Origin of the sequence: Cohaesibacter sp. ES.047 (genome assembly GCF_900215505.1) — a bacterium.
Classification (GTDB): domain Bacteria; phylum Pseudomonadota; class Alphaproteobacteria; order Rhizobiales; family Cohaesibacteraceae; genus Cohaesibacter.
On record NZ_LT907844.1, the window covers coordinates 1,247,883 to 1,264,473 of the forward strand.

General features: G+C 54.9%; 16 protein-coding genes and 1 pseudogene. 8 read left to right on the forward strand and 9 right to left on the reverse strand.

Annotation, left to right across the window (positions count from 1 at the left end):
* Positions 1-108: 108 nt before the first annotated feature.
* Both CPH65_RS05545 and CPH65_RS05550 read left to right on the forward strand, forming a co-directional pair.
* Positions 109-789 carry a DUF1007 family protein gene (locus CPH65_RS05545; RefSeq protein ID WP_096172502.1) on the forward strand — a complete coding sequence of 227 codons (681 nt, stop codon included), beginning with the start codon at positions 109-111 and terminating at the stop codon, positions 787-789.
* On the forward strand, positions 780-1,826 hold the full coding sequence (locus CPH65_RS05550; protein WP_096172504.1) for a nickel/cobalt transporter: 1,047 nt from the start codon (positions 780-782) through the stop codon (positions 1,824-1,826). The genes CPH65_RS05545 and CPH65_RS05550 overlap by 10 nt, the downstream gene beginning before the upstream one ends.
* A 70-nt stretch (positions 1,827-1,896) precedes the next feature.
* On the opposite strand, the pseudogene CPH65_RS24950 reads toward CPH65_RS05550, so the two are convergent.
* The 3 genes and pseudogenes from CPH65_RS24950 to CPH65_RS05565 form a co-directional block, all read right to left on the reverse strand.
* A pseudogene (locus tag CPH65_RS24950) lies at positions 1,897-2,848 on the reverse strand (IS630 family transposase).
* A 76-nt stretch (positions 2,849-2,924) separates the two neighbouring features.
* Positions 2,925-3,602 carry a response regulator transcription factor gene (locus CPH65_RS05560; RefSeq protein ID WP_096172505.1) on the reverse strand — a complete coding sequence of 226 codons (678 nt, stop codon included), beginning with the start codon at positions 3,600-3,602 and terminating at the stop codon, positions 2,925-2,927.
* A 210-nt stretch (positions 3,603-3,812) separates the two neighbouring features.
* Positions 3,813-5,066: a cache domain-containing protein gene (locus CPH65_RS05565; protein ID WP_172891461.1), complete on the reverse strand. Its 1,254-nt coding sequence runs from the start codon at positions 5,064-5,066 to the stop codon at positions 3,813-3,815.
* Between the two features lie 291 nt (positions 5,067-5,357).
* Between CPH65_RS05565 and CPH65_RS05570 the strand changes: the two genes are divergently transcribed.
* The 3 genes from CPH65_RS05570 (at position 5,358) to CPH65_RS05580 (ending at position 8,820) form a co-directional block, all read left to right on the forward strand.
* The gene (locus tag CPH65_RS05570) at positions 5,358-6,446 is read left to right on the forward strand and encodes a TRAP transporter substrate-binding protein (protein WP_096172508.1); all 1,089 of its coding nucleotides are present in this window, start codon (positions 5,358-5,360) and stop codon (positions 6,444-6,446) included.
* Between the two features lie 248 nt (positions 6,447-6,694).
* Complete coding sequence (locus CPH65_RS05575; RefSeq protein WP_096172509.1) at positions 6,695-7,234, forward strand: TRAP transporter small permease subunit; 540 nt, start codon at positions 6,695-6,697, stop codon at positions 7,232-7,234.
* On the forward strand, positions 7,234-8,820 hold the full coding sequence (locus tag CPH65_RS05580; RefSeq protein WP_096172510.1) for a TRAP transporter large permease subunit: 1,587 nt from the start codon (positions 7,234-7,236) through the stop codon (positions 8,818-8,820). Before CPH65_RS05575 ends, CPH65_RS05580 begins: the two co-directional genes overlap by 1 nt.
* Before the next feature lie 235 nt (positions 8,821-9,055).
* Here CPH65_RS05580 and arsH read toward each other — a convergent pair whose 3' ends face one another.
* From arsH to CPH65_RS05595, 4 genes are all read right to left on the reverse strand, one after another.
* Entirely contained in the window at positions 9,056-9,805 is a 750-nt protein-coding gene (gene arsH / locus CPH65_RS24225) for an arsenical resistance protein ArsH (protein ID WP_371359435.1), read from the reverse strand.
* A 3-nt stretch (positions 9,806-9,808) separates the two neighbouring features.
* Positions 9,809-10,219, reverse strand: coding sequence for an arsenate reductase (glutaredoxin) (gene arsC, locus CPH65_RS24230; RefSeq protein WP_197704042.1), 411 nt, complete (start codon positions 10,217-10,219; stop codon positions 9,809-9,811).
* A gap of 35 nt (positions 10,220-10,254) precedes the next feature.
* A complete protein-coding gene (locus CPH65_RS05590) occupies positions 10,255-10,596 on the reverse strand; it encodes a helix-turn-helix transcriptional regulator (protein ID WP_096172511.1) in 342 nt (113 codons plus the stop codon).
* A gap of 118 nt (positions 10,597-10,714) precedes the next feature.
* Positions 10,715-11,392 (reverse strand): response regulator, encoded by a 678-nt coding sequence (locus tag CPH65_RS05595; RefSeq protein ID WP_096172512.1) that lies wholly within the window; start codon positions 11,390-11,392, stop codon positions 10,715-10,717.
* A 367-nt stretch (positions 11,393-11,759) separates the two neighbouring features.
* Between CPH65_RS05595 and CPH65_RS05600 the strand changes: the two genes are divergently transcribed.
* Both CPH65_RS05600 and CPH65_RS05605 read left to right on the forward strand, forming a co-directional pair.
* Positions 11,760-12,731, forward strand: a complete 972-nt coding sequence (locus CPH65_RS05600) for an SPFH domain-containing protein (protein ID WP_096172513.1) — start codon at positions 11,760-11,762, stop codon at positions 12,729-12,731.
* A gap of 25 nt (positions 12,732-12,756) precedes the next feature.
* Complete coding sequence (locus tag CPH65_RS05605) at positions 12,757-13,215, forward strand: NfeD family protein (protein WP_096172514.1); 459 nt, start codon at positions 12,757-12,759, stop codon at positions 13,213-13,215.
* 463 nt (positions 13,216-13,678) lie between these two features.
* Here CPH65_RS05605 and CPH65_RS05615 read toward each other — a convergent pair whose 3' ends face one another.
* On the reverse strand, positions 13,679-14,902 hold the full coding sequence (locus tag CPH65_RS05615; protein ID WP_096172516.1) for an IS256 family transposase: 1,224 nt from the start codon (positions 14,900-14,902) through the stop codon (positions 13,679-13,681).
* A gap of 185 nt (positions 14,903-15,087) precedes the next feature.
* Between CPH65_RS05615 and CPH65_RS05620 the strand changes: the two genes are divergently transcribed.
* Positions 15,088-15,597 (forward strand): IS630 family transposase, encoded by a 510-nt coding sequence (locus CPH65_RS05620; protein WP_244574547.1) that lies wholly within the window; start codon positions 15,088-15,090, stop codon positions 15,595-15,597.
* Between the two features lie 101 nt (positions 15,598-15,698).
* Here the strand turns inward: CPH65_RS05620 and CPH65_RS05625 are convergent, their stop codons facing one another.
* Positions 15,699-16,553 (reverse strand): flagellar motor protein MotB, encoded by an 855-nt coding sequence (locus tag CPH65_RS05625; RefSeq protein WP_096172517.1) that lies wholly within the window; start codon positions 16,551-16,553, stop codon positions 15,699-15,701.
* Positions 16,554-16,591: the final 38 nt, after the last annotated feature.

Here is a 16,591-nt window from a genome sequence, read left to right on the forward strand (position 1 = left end):
ATATGACATCTTCTTGCCGAACTTGCGGCATACAGACAGGTTGAGTGGGGTGAGAAGGCGTTTCATCGGAAGCGCCTTTAGCCGTTTCAACTCGATGATGGAGACAGCATGAAAGCGCCATTTCGCACCTTTGTTTTGCCCTTCCTGCTGGGCTCAATTCTGGCACCCGGTATCGCCATGGCTCACCCTCACGTCTGGGTGTCGGTGCAATCCGAGATCGTCATGGGCGGAAAATCGGTCAATGCTGTCAATCACATCTGGACCTTCGACGAGGCTTTCAGCGCCTTTGCCGTACAGGGGTTGGATGAAGACGGGGATGGTGTCTACTCGCGCGCGGAATTGCAGCCGCTGGCACAGGTGAATGTCGAATCCCTGTCCGAGTTCGATTTTTTCACCGATCTGTATGAAAAAGGCGCGCCGGACAGCGATGAGGCCATCTTTGCCGAGCCGGTCGATTATTGGCTGACCTATGACAAGGGCTTGCTGACGCTTCATTTCACCTTGCCAGTTCTCGAAGCAGCCAAGGCCAAGGTAAATGCTCAGAAAGAGGTCATTCTGGATGTTTATGATCCGACCTTTTTTGTCGATTTCTCCTTTTCTGACACGTCGCCCATCAAGCTGGCCAATGCGCCCGGATCCTGTTCGGTGTCCGTCAAGAAGGCCGAAGCGCTCGATGATGACACGATGGGCCTTTTGGCCCAGATTCCGGCCGATCAACGCGAGTTGCCACCAGATCTGATGCAGATGACGTCGACCATGGCCAATCAGGTGTTTCTGACATGCAAGTAGATTTGTCGCGTAAGGGTTCGGCGCGTCCGGCTGTCGCCTCCATTCTTTGTCTTCTGCTTGCTTTGGTTGCCCTTTTCGCTTTGTCGAATGTTGCCTCGGCTGCGCCGTCGCCGTTCGGGGTGGGCTTGCCCGAGACATCCTCGCCGCTTGTGACAACCGGGCTTTGGGGTGAGGTGCAGGGCTGGATTCTGGCCCGGCAATCCGAGTTTTATAACGCGCTCAAGGATGCCGTGAAGCTGGTGCGGGAGAGCTGGTCGGCGCTTGGTTTGCTGCTGTTGTTGTCTTTTGCCTATGGCGCGTTTCATGCCGCGGGTCCGGGGCATGGCAAGGTCGTGCTGACAACCTATCTGTTTGCCAGCGGCACCCAGGCGCGCAAGGGTGCTCTGATGGCCCTCATTGCGGCCATGCTGCAGGCAAGTGTCGCGGTTGTGATCATCGGGGTTGTTGCCATCCTGTTGCGGATGACTGCCGTCATGATCACCAAGACCGCGATGATGCTCGAGCTGGCGTCGTATGTCATGTTCGTCGCGCTCGGGCTTTGGCTGTTCTGGCGCGCATGGCGGGCCGTGCGATCCTTGCTGGCAGATCACGATGACCATTCCCACGAAAATCACGATCACCACCATCATCATGACCACGATCATCATCACGGCGATGGAGAATGTGGATGCGGTCATACGCATGCACCCTCGCTGGATGCCGTCGGTCAGGCGCGCGGGATGCGCGGCACGGTGCTGGCGGTGCTTTCCATGGGATTGCGTCCCTGTTCGGGCGCGTTGATCGTGCTGGTTTTTGCCCTGTCACAAGGGGTTTTCTGGGCGGGCATTCTGTCAGCTTATGCGATGGGGCTGGGGACCGGGCTGAGCATCGCGCTTCTTGCGCTTTTTGCCGTCTATGCCCGCTCTGCCTCTCAGAGCCTTGCGGCGCGTGGCCTCAACAGCCAGATCGTGGACTGGGGCGGAGCGATTATTCTCATCGCGGCGGGGGTGGTCGTGTCAGGCTTCGGGGTTATCCTGTTGCTGGCCAATCTGCTCTGACGGCACCCGGATCGGTTGCGGGTGCCCGGCGCTTTTCCGGTTTGGCTGAAACTATTAAAGCATATCGCAATTAATTAACCTCATACCCGGCAGCTTTGAAGTCGTTCAGACACTCCTTGGCAGAATAGAGGTCACAAATGTCACCGATCGCGTCTGAGATTGTATCGAAGCTTCTGGCTGCTCGCTTGCGCAGCAGTGTCTTGAGTTTGGAATATGCCATTTCGATGGGATTGAGGTCCGGTGAATATGGCGGAAGAAACAGCAGCCATGCTCCCTTTGATCTGACGAGCTTTTGAGCTTTCTCACTTTTGTGGAAGGCGACATTATCGAGGATGACGATGTCGCCAGCTGACAGGGTCGGCAGTAGTTGAGTTTCAATCCAAGTTTCAAAGATACGTCGGTTCATCGGAGCATTGACGATCCAGGGCGCAACCATCCCACGGGATCTCAAACCAGCGATGAAGGTCTGGGATTTCCAATGACCAAAAGAAGCGTGAGCGCGATAGCGCTGTCCTTTTGGTGACCATCCAGACCGTTTGGTCAGCTTCGTGTTGGTTGATGTCTCATCGATAAAGATCAATCGGGACAATGCTTTGTTGAAGAAAGGCCGGCGCTGATTGATCCATACATACCGATCATGAGCAATCGCGGCCCGTAGCTGTTCAGTGGCTACCAGACTTTTTTTTATGGCTCAGGCCGAGCCTGTGAAGCACGCGCCCAACGCTAGAGCGATGCACATGGACCCCGCGTTCAGCCAATTCCAGACAAAGCTCATCAAGCGTCAGATCGCCATTCTCAGACATGCGCCTTGTGATCCATTCATGATGCACACCCAACTTGCCTTTGTCTGGTCGGCCTTGCTTGCGAGGCTGCACAGAACCCGTCTCTTTCTTGAGAAGCATCAGGTTATTGACAAACCGTGGTGACACGCGGAAATGGCTGGCGGCCGCCCGATGCGAATGACCGGCATCAACAAATGAAGCAACACGTTCGCGCAATGCAATAGGAAGTGATTTGCCCATGATGATCCCCTTTTCTCAAAGGGAATCACAATTGGCAAAAAATGGGAATCCTGAATCTCATTAACTGCGACACGCTTTAGCTCGGCTTGGTGCCGGTCGTCGGGTCTAGCAGCCCCATTTCCATGGCGATATGGGTGAGCTGGGCCGCATTGCCGCCGCCGATTTTCTCGCGCATGCGCTGGCGATGGCTTTCCACGGTTCTCACACCGATGCCCAGCTTGGCCGCGATTTCCTTATTGGCCTTTCCTTCGGCAATACCCTTGAGGACATCAATCTCGCGATCCGTGAGATTGTAGACATTCGTCTCCTGCTTTTGGGGCGGTTCGTTGAGGGTATCAAGGGAGATGCTGTTGGAAAAATAAAAGCCTCCGCCTGCGACCGATGAGATGGCGGCTGCCATGCCGGTCGACGAGACATCTTTGAGCAGGAAGCCGTTGGCTCCTACCTTGATTGCGGCCTGAATATACTCGGGATTGTCATGCATCGACAGAAAGAGGATGCGGCAATCCTGATTTTCCTCGCGGATCTTGCGCGCAGCCTCCAGACCGTTGCAGCGCGGCATCGAGATGTCGAGCATCAGGATGTCCGGTTTGTGCAGACGTGTCATCTCTACCGCTTCCAGACCATCAGCTGCTTCTGCAACGATGACGAGATCGTCCTCAAGCTCAAGTCGGGAACGGATTCCATCTCGCACGAGCGTATGGTCATCCGCGATGACTATACTGAGTTTTTTTGCGTTTGCGTCTTGTTTCATCGGAGCAACTTTTAAAGCTGAATCTGTCTTTTCAGTGGTGCACTTTACCGGAAACCCTAGTTAGGCTTGATCTTGCCTCCGGTGCAAGCAGAGAGCGTGTCATGAAGACGAGTCAATCCTGACTCTACCCCGATTTGCGCTTGTTGTGTTGAGAATTCATTAAAGGGAATGTCGTTGTTTCGGGTCAAGACACGCACGCGGGGCCACGGATCACTCCTGCGGCACAATTGCGCGTAACTCGAGCCCGCCCAGAGCGCCACTGGAAAACTCCAGATTTCCACCCTGAGCTTCGATCCGCTCGAGCATGTTGCGCAAGCCCAGCCCACCGGTTGCAGGCGTCTGCTCGGGCGGCTTCAGCCCTTCTCCGTCATCTGAAATTCTCAGAAAGACCGTTCGATTGTCATCATCATAGCCCAGTTCGATTTCAACCTCTCTTGCCTTCGCATGGCGGGAGACGTTGGTCAGGGCTTCCTGCGTAACCCGGTAAAGGGCGATTTTGGCTCGGTCCGACAGGCGATTGTCGAGTGTTGCGACGAGCGCTCGGGTCTTGATCGACGTGCTGTCCTGAAAGCCGTGCGCCAATTCCCGAATGGCAACGGACAGGCCAATGTTGTCCAAAGCGGATGGATGGAGCGCCTTGGAAATCCGTCTGACATCGGAAATCGTGGTGTCCAGAATGCCGAGGCTTTTGGTGAGCAGGTCCAGCGCCTTGTCAGGGTGAGAGACTTGCTCAATCGCCATTTCGAGCCGGTACCTTATGCTGACGAGCAACTGGTTGATACCATCATGCAGATCATGGGCAACGCGCTTGCGTTCCTCCTCCTGAACATCGACAATCCGGCGGGTTAGCGCCTTGAGCCGGGCATCTGCCAGCTTGTGTTCATTATAATGCACGGCTGCGATGGCGACTGCGGCGAGGATGACCGTGAAAAGCGTGCCCAAGAAAAGGATCGTTTCTGCCTTGCGTGTCTCCAGACTGATGTCATTCTTGTAGGCACTGACCTGTTGATTGACGTCATCAAGATAAACACCGGTGCCGATCATCCAGCCCCATTTGGGGAGAAAGGTGGCATAGCTCATTTTCAGTGTCGCGGTATTGGTGGACGGTTTTTCCCATTGATAGACATGAAAGCCGCCGCCGTTGATTGCCTTTGCCATCAGTTCCTGGGTGAAATAGGATCCGGTGGCGTCCTTGGCATTCCAGTAGTTGACCTTTTCGGACGGGTTTGCGATCCGATTGACAAGGGAGTTCCCCACACGATCCGTTGCAAAGAAATATCCATCGTTCGCGTATTTCAGGTTTTTCAGCGTTTTTCGCGCACGCCTTTGCGCCTCCTCGCGGCCACCCTCCTCGTTCGAATAGTCGTCCTTTATGGCGGAGAGGGCGAGTGACATATAGTTCTTCAACTCCTTCTGGTGAAACTCCGTGATGCGCTGCTGAATGAGCTGCGTCTCACTTTCCAACAACCTGTTGGTACCAATACGGAGAAGCGATCCGGTCAGAATCGAGACACTTATGATAGGGAGAACAGCAATCAGCATGATTTTTAGTTTAAACGGTAATTTTCCGTTGGAATTGCTGGCGTTTTGTGATCGTATCCTGCTCATGCTGTGCCTTTGGATGATGCTTTTCAGGCTTTCGCGCTGAATCAATGTGGCGTTTCAGATCTGTCGTCATCCAAGAGGTCTCATGAATTGTTCAAACCGACCCAAACGGTATTCAAACAGACAACGAAAAGTTTGTGGAGGAAGAAGATGGATCGTCGCTCCTTTCTGAAAAAGGCCACTCTTGCGTCCGGCGCTGTTGCCGCGACCTCTCTGGCAGCTCCTGCTATTGCCCAGAACAAGCGTACACTGAAAATGGTCACGAGTTGGCCAAAAAATTTCCCCGGCCTAGGCACGACTGCCCAGCGTCTTGCCGATAGCATCACAACCATGACCGATGGCCGCCTGACGGTCAAACTTTATGCGGCTGGTGAACTGGTGCCTGCCTTTGAAGCGTTCGATGCTGTATCCAGCGGTACTGCTGATCTCTATCACACGTCGGACTACTATTTTCAGGGCAAGCACAAGGCACTGAACTTTTTCACCTCGGTGCCCATGGGCCTCACCGCCAATGAAACGGATGCCTGGATCAACCATATGGGTGGACAGGAACTGTGGGACGAGTTGCTGGCCAGCTTCAAGATCAAGCCATTCCTTGCCGGTAACACGGGCGCCCAGATGGGTGGCTGGTTCAACAAGGAAATCAACACGCCCGAAGACCTCAAGGGTCTGAAAATCCGTATGCCGGGTCTGGGTGGTGAAATCCTGCGCCGTCTTGGCGCCACGGCGATCAACCTGCCGGGTGGTGAAATCTTTGCATCGCTTCAGTCCGGTGCGATCGATGCGACCGAGTTCGTTGGCCCTTGGAACGATCTGGCTCTCGGCTTCTTCAAGGTTGCGAAATTCTATTATTATCCGGGTTTCCATGAACCGAGCGGCAGCACGTCGCTGGGCATCAATCTGGATCTCTACAACAGCCTGTCGAAAGCGGATCAGGAGCTCTTCAAGCGCGCAGCGCTTGCCGAGAACAACCTTTCCTATTCGGAATTCAATGCCCGCAATGGTGCTGCTCTCAACACGCTGCTGAACAAGCATAAAGTCGATCTGAAGCCCTTCCCCGATGAAGTGTTCCAGGCGATCTTCAATGTTGCTGAAGAAGTCACCAAGGAAGTCTCCAATGAAGATGATATTTCCAAGCGCATCTATGAAAGCTTCCTGACAGTGCGCAGGGAAGTCGGTGGCTGGAACCGCATCGCCGAACAGACCTTCACTCAGAAGCGCGGCAAGGCACTGGGTTAACCGGGGCTTGCTGACTGGTTTCAACTTACCAGTCTATGCGTGTTTTTGCTTCCCCCCCGGCTCGACCGGGGGGAAGCTTTTTCTTTCAAATATCCATTCTGTCCCCCAAATTCGCAATTTTCCAAAGCATCTTGTGCTCAGTACTTGCAAGATGTTGCCTGACCGCCTATGCCTTTGGCGTAAAATTGCGATAGCGTTCCTGGTGGCAGGTGAGGGAGCGTTTAGCGCGGCTAGACAGGAGAAATTTCATGCGCGCACTGGCGAACCTGATCGATCGGGTCAATGTCGCGACAGGCAAGGGGCTTGCCTGGTTCGCACTCGTCATCGTTCTTATTCAATTTGCGATCGTGTTGATGCGTTACGTGTTCGGCGTCGGCTCCATTTGGATGCAGGAACTGATTGTCTATCTGCATGCGTTTCTCTTCATGCTGGCCGCTGCCTATACCCTTTCGATGGAAGGTCATGTGCGCGTCGACATCTTTTATCGCGAGGCCGCGCCACGCACCAAGGCCAAGATCAACTTCTTCGGCTCTCTTCTGCTTCTCATCCCGGTTTGCCTGCTCATCGTTTATGTCTCCTGGGGCTATGTGTCCAACAGTTGGGCCATTTTGGAGGGCAGTCAGGAAACGTCCGGCATTCAGGCCCGCTTTCTTCTGAAAAGCGCCATCATCGGTTTTGCCATTCAGATGGGGCTGCAAGGGGTCGTGGTCATGGTGCGCTCCTGGTATGCCTTGCAAGGGGATGAAATCGAACTTGATCGCCTGCAGCAGACAGGCGGGAGCATCTAATGGAATTCATTGCACATTCTCTTGATCTGGCCATGTTCGCAGCCGCGTGCGTGGTGCTCATGCTGGGCTTCCCGGTTGCTTTCACGCTGGCTGGCGTGGCTCTGGCCTTTGCGTTGATCGGATGGGTGGTCGGCGCCTTCGACATGACGTTCCTGTCGGCCTTCCCGCAGCGCATTTTCGGCACCATGACCAACGAGGTGCTGATTGCCGTGCCGTTGTTCATCTTCATGGGTGTGATGCTTGAGCGCTCCAAGGTGGCCGAGGAACTTCTCGACACCATGGGTCGCATGCTCGGGTCCGTTCATGGCGGGCTTGGTATTGCTGTGTCCATCGTGGGGGCTTTGCTTGCCGCTTCGACCGGCATTGTCGGGGCCACTGTCGTGACGATGGGGCTTCTGTCCTTGCCCAGCATGCTCAAGCGCGGTTACTCCTCGGAGTTGGCCTGCGGCTCGATTGCGGCAGCCGGAACGCTGGGGCAGATCATCCCGCCTTCCATCGTGCTCGTCATCCTTGGTGATCAGTTGTCCAACGCCTATCAGAAGGCACAGTTGGACATGGGCATCTTCTCACCCGAGACGATCTCGGTGGGTGACCTTTTTGCCGGGGCGCTGCTGCCCGGCCTGATGCTGGTGGGCTTCTATATCCTCTATCAGGTGGTGGTTGCCATCATCAATCCGAGCGCTGCTCCCTCGATTCCCAAAGAGGACAATCCCGGTGTGACCTTTTCTGAGGTCACCAACGCCCTGCTGCCGCCCATCTTGCTCATCCTGTCGGTGCTGGGCTCGATTCTGGGTGGTATCGCCACGCCTACCGAAGCTGCGTCTGTGGGGGCTGTCGGGGCGATCCTGCTGGCGGGCTATCGACTTGGTGGCAAGCGCAACTGGCCGATTGTTCTTGCGGCTGTTGCTCTGGTGTTCCTTCTGTTCCTAACGGCCAACATGGATTTGCGTGTTGCGCGCAACGACATTCCACACTGGGACATGATCGCGATCTATGGCGCAGCCATCTGCCTTGCGCTCTTGGCTTGGGGGATCATCTCAGCGCTGCTTCGGGTGTTTCGCGATGGCATTCTGGTGGCGGTCATGCAGGGCACTACTCAGGTCACAGCCATGGTGTTCGTGATCGTGATCGGCGCATCCCTGTTCTCTCTGGTCTTCCGTGGGTTGGGAGGCGAGGAGATGATCCATGCGGCCCTCAAGGATATTCCCGGTGGGGCCATTGGGGCGATCATCGCCGTGATGCTTTTGATGTTCGTCCTTGGCTTCTTTCTGGATTTCCTTGAAATCGTGTTCGTTGTCGTGCCGATGGTTGCGCCGGTTCTGCTGCAGCTGGAAATGCCCAATGGTGAGCCGATGAGCCCGGTTTGGCTGGGTATTATGATGGCTATGAACCTGCAGACATCCTTCCTGACGCCGCCATTTGGCTTTGCGCTGTTCTATTTGCGCGGTGTGGCCCCCCCGAGTGTCCGCACCAGCCAGATCTATCGAGGCATCATTCCGTTTGTCTTCATTCAGATTTTTGGGCTGTTGCTGCTTTGGTATATTCCAAGTCTGGCAATATGGTTGCCGAGTTTGATTTACGGATAACCGATGATTTTGCGATAAAAAAAGCCGGGCAATTAGCCCGGCTTTTTAGTTTTACCCAGGAGCTGCAAACCTCTTGTCAGATGGCTAGCAATACCGGTCCTCTTGGAGAATGAGCTTCCTTTAACCCACCGGCTAGCCGGTGGCTCTGGTCCTTGGCAAATTTTTTTGCTCTCTGTGTTGGATCCGTCTGTTGCCCACAGCAGCCGGATCATTTTTGGCGGGGATATAAAGATCTCTAGATCTTTTTCAAATTGACCCGATCAATGAGCTGCTGGCCGGTTTCGACGCGTTCTGAATAGCGATCGACAAGATAGTCCGAGCGACTGCGTGTCATATAGGTGAATTTCATCAGCTCCTCACATACATCAATCATACGGTTGTAATAGGGAGATGGATTTATCCGATCATCATCGCCGAATTCGGTGAAGACCTTGGCGATCGAGGATTGGTTCGGAACGGTCACCATGCGCATCCAGCGGCCCAGAAGGCGCATCTGGTTGACGGTGTTGAAGCTCTGTGAACCACCTTCCACCTGCATCAGCGCGAGCGTCTTGCCTTGCGTGGGCCGCACGGCACCAAGCGAAAGCGGGATCCAGTCGATTTGGGCTTTCATGATGCCGGTCATGGCGCCGTGACGTTCGGGGGACACCCAAACCATTCCTTCGGCCCAAGTGCTGAGCAGGCGCAACTCCTCTACCTTGGGATGGCTGGCATCCGCGTCGTCCGGCAGTGGCAGGCCGGAGGGATTGAACAGTCTGCATTCCGCGCCCATGAAGGTGAGCAGGCGGGCTGATTCTTCAGCCACAAGGCGCGAGAATGAGCGCTTTCGCAAGGAGCCATAGAGCAGCAGCAGCCTTGGCTTGTGGCCATCATCTCCTTGCGCACATAGGCTGGCGGCGTCAATCGGCGCAAGCATGGCGGGATCGGCGCGGTGATCATCTTTGGTCCAGACAACCCCATATTGATCGATATTGGCAAAGTCCATGGTTCAGTCGTCCTTGCCGGACGAGACAATCTCGCCGTCTTCCTTGGTGAAGCGTCCGATATCAACTGGTAGCAGCTCCATGACCTTCTCGGAGGGGCGGCAAAGATTTGTGCCCTTTTCACTCACAACGATGGGGCGGTTGATCAGGATTGGATGGGCCATCATGGCATCAATCAGCTGTTCGTCGGTCAGGTCCGGGTTTTCCAGCCCAAGCGCGTCATAGGGCGTGCCCTTCTTGCGCAGCAACTCACGGGTGGAGATTGGCATGGCGTCGATCAGCGCGATCAATTCGTCGCGGCTTGGAGGTGTCTCTAGATATTCAACGATGGTGGGTTCGATGCCCGCCTTGCGGATCATTTCCAGCGTGTTGCGCGAAGTGCCGCAGGCCGGATTGTGATAGATGGTCATACCCATGTCGGTTTCCAAGCAAGGTTCGATCTGGTCAATGGTCACTCCGCCGGCTCTCTTTGGCAGATGGATTTGATGATTGGCAGACATTGTTCGGGTGCGCCGCCACAACAGTCTTTCAGCAAATAGTCAATCAGTGCTCCGATGCCGGTCATATCCGCGAAATACCGCACAGTCCTGCCCTGCCTGACGTTACGGATGAGGCCAGCTCTCAGCAGGATGTTGAGGTTCGTTGACATGGTGTTCTGTTTGACATTCAGGATGTCACCCATCTCGCCGGACAAAAGTCCCTTGTTGCCTGCCTTGATCAAAAGGCGGAAGACTTCGAGCCGGGTTTGTTGACTGAGGGCGGCGAATGCCGTGGTTGCCTGTATATTATCCATATATCATGAATAATTGATATTTTTGATCCTGACAACACCGAAGGCGACCCCTTACGGGGTTGTCCATAGATTTACGGTGTGAGCTTTCGGGCAGAGGCGGATGAGCGAAGGTGTGTCTTCAGGGCAGGAAAAATTTGTCGGACGACTCTGTTTCGCCTGACAGGCTGCGTGCCTCGCCCCAACGGGAGGGCTTGTGTTTATTTGGTTGTGGCCCGCGTGCGTCGTTGTTCGCCGCGCCCGCAATTGTTTCGGAGGATGCATCGAAATAGGGAGAGTTTTTCAGAAGCGAATCCATTTCTTGCAGCAAGTGCTCGATCCGTTCCTCTTCGGTCTCCGCTTGGGAGGTCGAAAGCTCGATTACATCGACTTCAGGGCGTTTGCGGTCGGGTTTGATGCTCGATACGCTCTGGGGGGCGAGGGTTGCGTGGATGCGCTGGTAGAGGCTGGCTGGCGAGTAGGGGCGCGAGATGATCCATTGCGCGCCGCTGGCGATTGCGGTTTCGACGCGCTTTCGGGTCGGATGCTTCATCAAGAAGATCAGATTGGTGTTGTCGGGTAGAAAGGTCTTCCTCAGATCGCCGTTGCAGCGCATCATTTCCGAAGATTGCGCCGTGTCGAAATCGGCAAACAAAAAGTCCGATGACATGCGCACAGCTTCATTAAGGCCTTCCTCGAGCGCGTTGAATTCGGCGATGCGCGAAAAGCCTGAGCCATGCAGCAAAGACCGTAACATCTTTTGTTGATAGGCGTTCTGGTCCACGAGGACCGCAGCGCCGTCGTTCAATGTCTGTGACATCAGCGCCCTCAACGGTTTTTGATATCTCCGGTGCCCCAACGGCCCCGGTGCAACCAAGATTGGCCCCTTGGCTGTTAAAAGAACCGTAAATTGACCGGGAAAATTTTCCAAATGTTTCTGAAAGTGGATATTTCTCGGTTCTTGCTTCGGTTGCCATGGGATGGTCTGGATTGTCGGCTAAACTTTAGCTGTCGTCACATTGACGGCTGATGCCTTTGCCCGACCCTTTTTGCGTCTTGCCCAGACTTGCTCTGCAGGCCTTTATGCATTTGGTTCGAAGCTGTAACATAGCGTGCCGACCAGTATGATCTTGGTGGGTGCAAACGGATTGAGGTCACTGAACTGGTGGCATATGGAGTAATCTCACATGGGTATTACGGGTTTTGATATCGTCGCCATCGTTTTGGTGGTGTTGTTCATTCTCATTCTTCTGGCGGGTATCAAGACCGTTCCTCAAGGATACAATTATACGGTCGAACGCTTCGGGGCCTACACGCGAACCCTGAAACCGGGGCTGTCGCTGATCGTACCGTTCATTGACCGGATCGGCGCGCGGTTGATCATGATGGAGCAGGTGCTTGATGTGCCATCACAGGAAGTGATCACGCGGGACAATGCCACGATCACGTCTGACGGTGTTGCCTTCTATCAGGTCATGAATGCGGCGGATGCCGCCTATGAGGTCAACAATCTGGAGATGGCCCTTCTCAATCTGACCATGACCAACATCCGTACGGTGATGGGCTCGATGGATCTTGACGAATTGCTCTCGAACCGAGATGAAATCAACGTGCGGCTTCTGCATGTGGTGGATGCCGCGGTGGCTCCGTGGGGCGTTAAAATTTCCCGCATCGAGATCAAGGACATCAATCCGCCACGGGATCTTGTCGAAGCGATGGGTCGGCAGATGAAGGCAGAGCGCGAGAAACGCGCGGTAATTTTGGAGGCAGAAGGCGCTCGGCAGTCAGAGATTCTGAGGGCTGAAGGGGAAAAACAGGGACAGATCCTCGAAGCAGAAGGTGCGCGTCAGGCCGCCTTTTTGGAAGCAGAGGCACGTGAGCGAACCGGGGAGGCCGACGCCAAGGCAACCGAGATGGTCAGCAAGGCGATTTCCGAAGGCAACATGCAGGCGGTCAACTATTTCATCGCCAAGCAATATGTTGAAACCCTTGGTGAAGTGGTTAAGGCTCCCAACCAGAAAGTTCTGATGCTGCCGATCGAGGCGACCTCAATTCTTGGCGCGCTTGGCGGTATTGGCGAGATCAGCAAGGAGGTCTTCTCCAAGGATGGCCCGATGGCGCGAGGGTCAAGGGTGCCTGACGCCGGTGACAATCGATGATCTTCATGGTCGGAAAGAGACAGATATGATCCAGTCATACTTTGTTGGTTTGGGCCCGTGGGCCTGGTTGATCTTCGGTCTTGTTCTTCTGGTGCTGGAACTGGTTGCCCCGGGGACGATGTTCCTGTGGTTCGGGATCGCAGCGCTGATTGTCGGAGGTGTGAGTTTCGCCTTTGACCTTGGCTGGCAGAATGCAGCCATCCTGTTCGGCGTTCTCTCGCTGGTGTCGGTCATTGTGGGGCGGCTGCTTGTCAATCGCTTCTCCAAAAGCTCGACTGATAAGCCTCTGCTCAACGAACGTGTCCTTTCGCTTGTTGGCAAGACCTTCTTTCTTGATCAGGCCATTGAACACGGGCAGGGGCGTTTGAAGGTGCGTGACAGCTATTGGCGCGTTACCGGGCCGGATTGCCCGGCTGGCAGCGAAGTGGAAGTTGTCGGGGGCGATGGGACCATGCTTACGGTCAAACCGGTGACAAAACTCTGAGGCCAGTTGTCTTAAGGTTGTTCATCTAAAGCGTGTCGCAGTTAATGAGATTCAGGATTCCCATTTTTTGCCAATTGTGATTCCCTTTGAGAAAAGGGGATCATCATGGGCAAATCACTTCCTATTGCATTGCGCGAACGTGTTGCTTCATTTGTTGATGCCGGTCATTCGCATCGGGCGGCCGCCAGCCATTTCCGCGTGTCACCACGGTTTGTCAATAACCTGATGCTTCTCAAGAAAGAGACGGGTTCTGTGCAGCCTCGCAAGCAAGGCCGACCAGACAAAGGCAAGTTGGGTGTGCATCATGAATGGATCACAAGGCGCATGTCTGAGAATGGCGATCTGACGCTTGATGAGCTTTGTCTGGAATTGGCTGAACGCGGGGTCCATGTGCATCGCTCTAGCGTTGGGCGCGTGCTTCACAGGCTGTGGCTATGCAGAATTTTGTGCCCTGGCGCATTAATTACGCCATTGGGAAACGATCTTCGAACATTATGGCGAATTGGCTTTTCATTGAGTGCCATTCGCGCACGGAGCGTTTCCATTCCACAGAAGTAGCATTCAGGGCGAGATAAATCAATTTCGCAGCTGCCTCGTCACTGGGGAAATGCCCGCGGGAGCGAACGGCCCGGCGGATTTTCGAGTTCAGTGCTTCAATGGCGTTCGTGGTGTAGATCAGCCTGCGCACCTGGGGCGGATAGTCGAGGAACGGGATCACCTCGTTCCAGGCCCGGCGCCAACTCGGCGCGATTGCCGGGTATTTGCCGGCAAGGTCGTTGTTTTCGAACTCCTCCAGCGCCGCCTCCGCGGCTGTGGCGTCTACAGCGGTGTAGACAGCCTTAAGAGCCGCGGCGACGGCCTTGCGGTCCTTGTAGCTGGCAAAGCTCATGGAATGGCGCAGCAGATGCACGATACAGGTCTGGACCTGGGTCTGAGGAAAGGCTGCCTCGATGGCCTGGGGGAAGCCCTTCAGACCGTCCACGACGGCGATGAGAATGTCCTGAACGCCACGGTTGCGCAGGTCGCTGAGAACTTTAGCCCAGAACTTGGCACCCTCATTGGCCTGGAACCACAGCCCCAGAACGTCGCGGGTGCCATCCGGGAGAACAGCCAGGGCCACAAAAACCGCCTTGTTCAGAACCACGCCGTCGGTGCGGATCTTGACCCGGATCGCGTCCATGAACACAATCGGATAGCACGGTTCCAGCGGGCGGTTCTGCCAGGCGGTTACCTCCTCCATCACGGAATCGGTGATCGCCGAAATCAGGCTCGGGGACGCCTCTATACCATAGATCTCCTCGATATGCCCCTGGATCTCGCGGGTCGTCATGCCGCGCGCGTACATGCTGATGATCTTGGTATCGAACTCGGGAAAGCGGCGCTGATACTTGGCGATCAGCAGAGGATCAAAGCTGCCGTTGCGGTCACGGGGAATGTCGAGAATGACCTTCCCGCTGTCGGTGGTCACCGTCTTCTGGCTGCGGCCATTGCGACGATTTGGCGCCTGGTTCGCGCCTTCAGGCGGCGCATCGGCGCGTTCTTCGGTCAGATGCTCGTCCAGTTCGGCGCTCAGGGCTCGTTCGGCCAGCGCCTTGGTCAGTTCTTGCAGAATCCCGTCCTCTCCGAACAGATCGCCCGCTTTGCGGCCTTCCATCAGATGATCCAAAAGGGCTTTGTCGATGCTCATACGTGGGTCTCCTCATATTAGAGTTACCACGCCAGGGCACAAAATTCTCCATAGTCCCCACAGGCTCGGCCTGAGCCATAAAAAAAAGTCTGGTAGCCACTGAACAGCTACGGGCCGCGATTGCTCATGATCGGTATGTATGGATCAATCAGCGCCGGCCTTTCTTCAACAAAGCATTGTCCCGATTGATCTTTATCGATGAGACATCAACCAACACGAAGCTGACCAAACGGTCTGGATGGTCACCAAAAGGACAGCGCTATCGCGCCCACGCTTCTTTTGGTCATTGGAAATCCCAGACCTTCATCGCTGGTTTGAGATCCCGTGGGATGGTTGCGCCCTGGATCGTCAATGCTCCGATGAACCGACGTATCTTTGAAACTTGGATTGAAACTCAACTACTGCCGACCCTGTCTGCTGGCGATATCGTCATCCTCGATAATGTCGCCTTCCACAAAAGTGAGAAAGCTCACAAGCTCGTCAAATCAAAGGGAGCATGGCTGCTGTTTCTTCCGCCATATTCACCGGACCTCAATCCCATCGAAATGGCATATTCCAAACTCAAGACACTGCTGCGCAAGCGAGCAGCCAGAAGCTTCGATACAATCTCAGACGCGATCGGTGACATTTGTGACCTCTATTCTGCCAAGGAGTGTCTGAACTACTTCAAAGCTGCCGGGTATGAGGTTAATTAATTGCGATATGCTTTAGCATCGGGATAGTGCTCGATAGGTACAAAAAAAGCCGGCAGAAGCCGGCTTTTCTTTTGTTTGACGCTTGTTCCCAGATGCATTCATCAGGGCTGATGCGTGGCCGGGAGGGGCGGGGCTTCAGCCATGAGGAGGATGGAAATGCGGCGGTTGGCCGCCAGATACGGATCATTGGGAAACAGCGGATCGGTGTCCGATTTTCCCTGAACGGAATAAATCTGGTCAGTTGGCAGGCCATACTCCATCAGGATGGAGCGGACGGCATTGGCGCGATCCGCTGACAGTTCCCAGCCCGTATATCCCGAATTGATCGGAACATTGGATGCGGTGGTGTGCCCCGTGATCTGAATGCGGTTGGGCATTTGGGAAAGAACGGGGGCCATCTGCACGATCAGCCGACGGGTGAAGTCGTAGGGATATTTCGAGCCTTCTGCAAACATCGAGCGACCGTCCTGATCGACAAGCTGAATGTTCAGGCCGTCTTCGTTTTCCTCAATGATGATCTGTTTCGAGATTTCGCTGATCTCGGGCAGTTCCTGCCATGCTTGCCGCAGGGATGCGGCTGCGGTCGCGAACATGCGCGGGCGCTCGATTTCGGTTTTCTCGATGTCGTGCGTGTTGGCTTCTGGTCCCTGCTTGGTGCGCTGGTCATGGCGCTCTTCGGCATAGTCGGAATCGTTTTCCTGAGCGACGGCGGCCACTTCCTTGACATATTCGCGCACCGGCATGCCTTCGATCTCGATCATGCCTGCCTTGCGCATCACCGGTTTCACACCGAAGGCATCCTTCATGGAGCCTGCCACGACCTGCAGCTTCTCATTGTCCTGAATCGAAAATGAAATGATGAGCACGAAAAAGCAGACAAGCAGGGACATCAGGTCAGCGAACGTGACCAGCCAATCAGGAGCGCCCCCCCCACCTTGCTGTTTCTTTTTGGCCATTGCTTCCTCTTGATGCCTGAGCGACTTAGACTGCAGAC

Excerpts from the sequence above, each read along its gene's own strand:
- CPH65_RS05570 (WP_096172508.1), top strand. The coding sequence starts at position 5,358 with ATGGATCGTCGCTCCTTTCTGAAAAAGGCCACTCTTGCGTCCGGCGCT.
- CPH65_RS05600 (WP_096172513.1), top strand. The coding sequence starts at position 11,760 with ATGGGTATTACGGGTTTTGATATCGTCGCCATCGTTTTGGTGGTGTTG.
- arsC (WP_197704042.1), bottom strand. The coding sequence starts at position 10,219 with ATGGGTATGACCATCTATCACAATCCGGCCTGCGGCACTTCGCGCAAC.
- CPH65_RS05615 (WP_096172516.1), bottom strand. The coding sequence starts at position 14,902 with ATGAGCATCGACAAAGCCCTTTTGGATCATCTGATGGAAGGCCGCAAA.
- CPH65_RS05550 (WP_096172504.1), top strand. The coding sequence starts at position 780 with ATGCAAGTAGATTTGTCGCGTAAGGGTTCGGCGCGTCCGGCTGTCGCC.
- CPH65_RS05605 (WP_096172514.1), top strand. The coding sequence starts at position 12,757 with ATGATCCAGTCATACTTTGTTGGTTTGGGCCCGTGGGCCTGGTTGATC.
- arsH (WP_371359435.1), bottom strand. The coding sequence starts at position 9,805 with ATGGACTTTGCCAATATCGATCAATATGGGGTTGTCTGGACCAAAGAT.
- CPH65_RS05595 (WP_096172512.1), bottom strand. The coding sequence starts at position 11,392 with ATGTCACAGACATTGAACGACGGCGCTGCGGTCCTCGTGGACCAGAAC.
- CPH65_RS05625 (WP_096172517.1), bottom strand. The coding sequence starts at position 16,553 with ATGGCCAAAAAGAAACAGCAAGGTGGGGGGGGCGCTCCTGATTGGCTG.
- CPH65_RS05575 (WP_096172509.1), top strand. The coding sequence starts at position 6,695 with ATGCGCGCACTGGCGAACCTGATCGATCGGGTCAATGTCGCGACAGGC.
- CPH65_RS05580 (WP_096172510.1), top strand. The coding sequence starts at position 7,234 with ATGGAATTCATTGCACATTCTCTTGATCTGGCCATGTTCGCAGCCGCG.
- CPH65_RS05590 (WP_096172511.1), bottom strand. The coding sequence starts at position 10,596 with ATGGATAATATACAGGCAACCACGGCATTCGCCGCCCTCAGTCAACAA.
- CPH65_RS05545 (WP_096172502.1), top strand. The coding sequence starts at position 109 with ATGAAAGCGCCATTTCGCACCTTTGTTTTGCCCTTCCTGCTGGGCTCA.
- CPH65_RS05560 (WP_096172505.1), bottom strand. The coding sequence starts at position 3,602 with ATGAAACAAGACGCAAACGCAAAAAAACTCAGTATAGTCATCGCGGAT.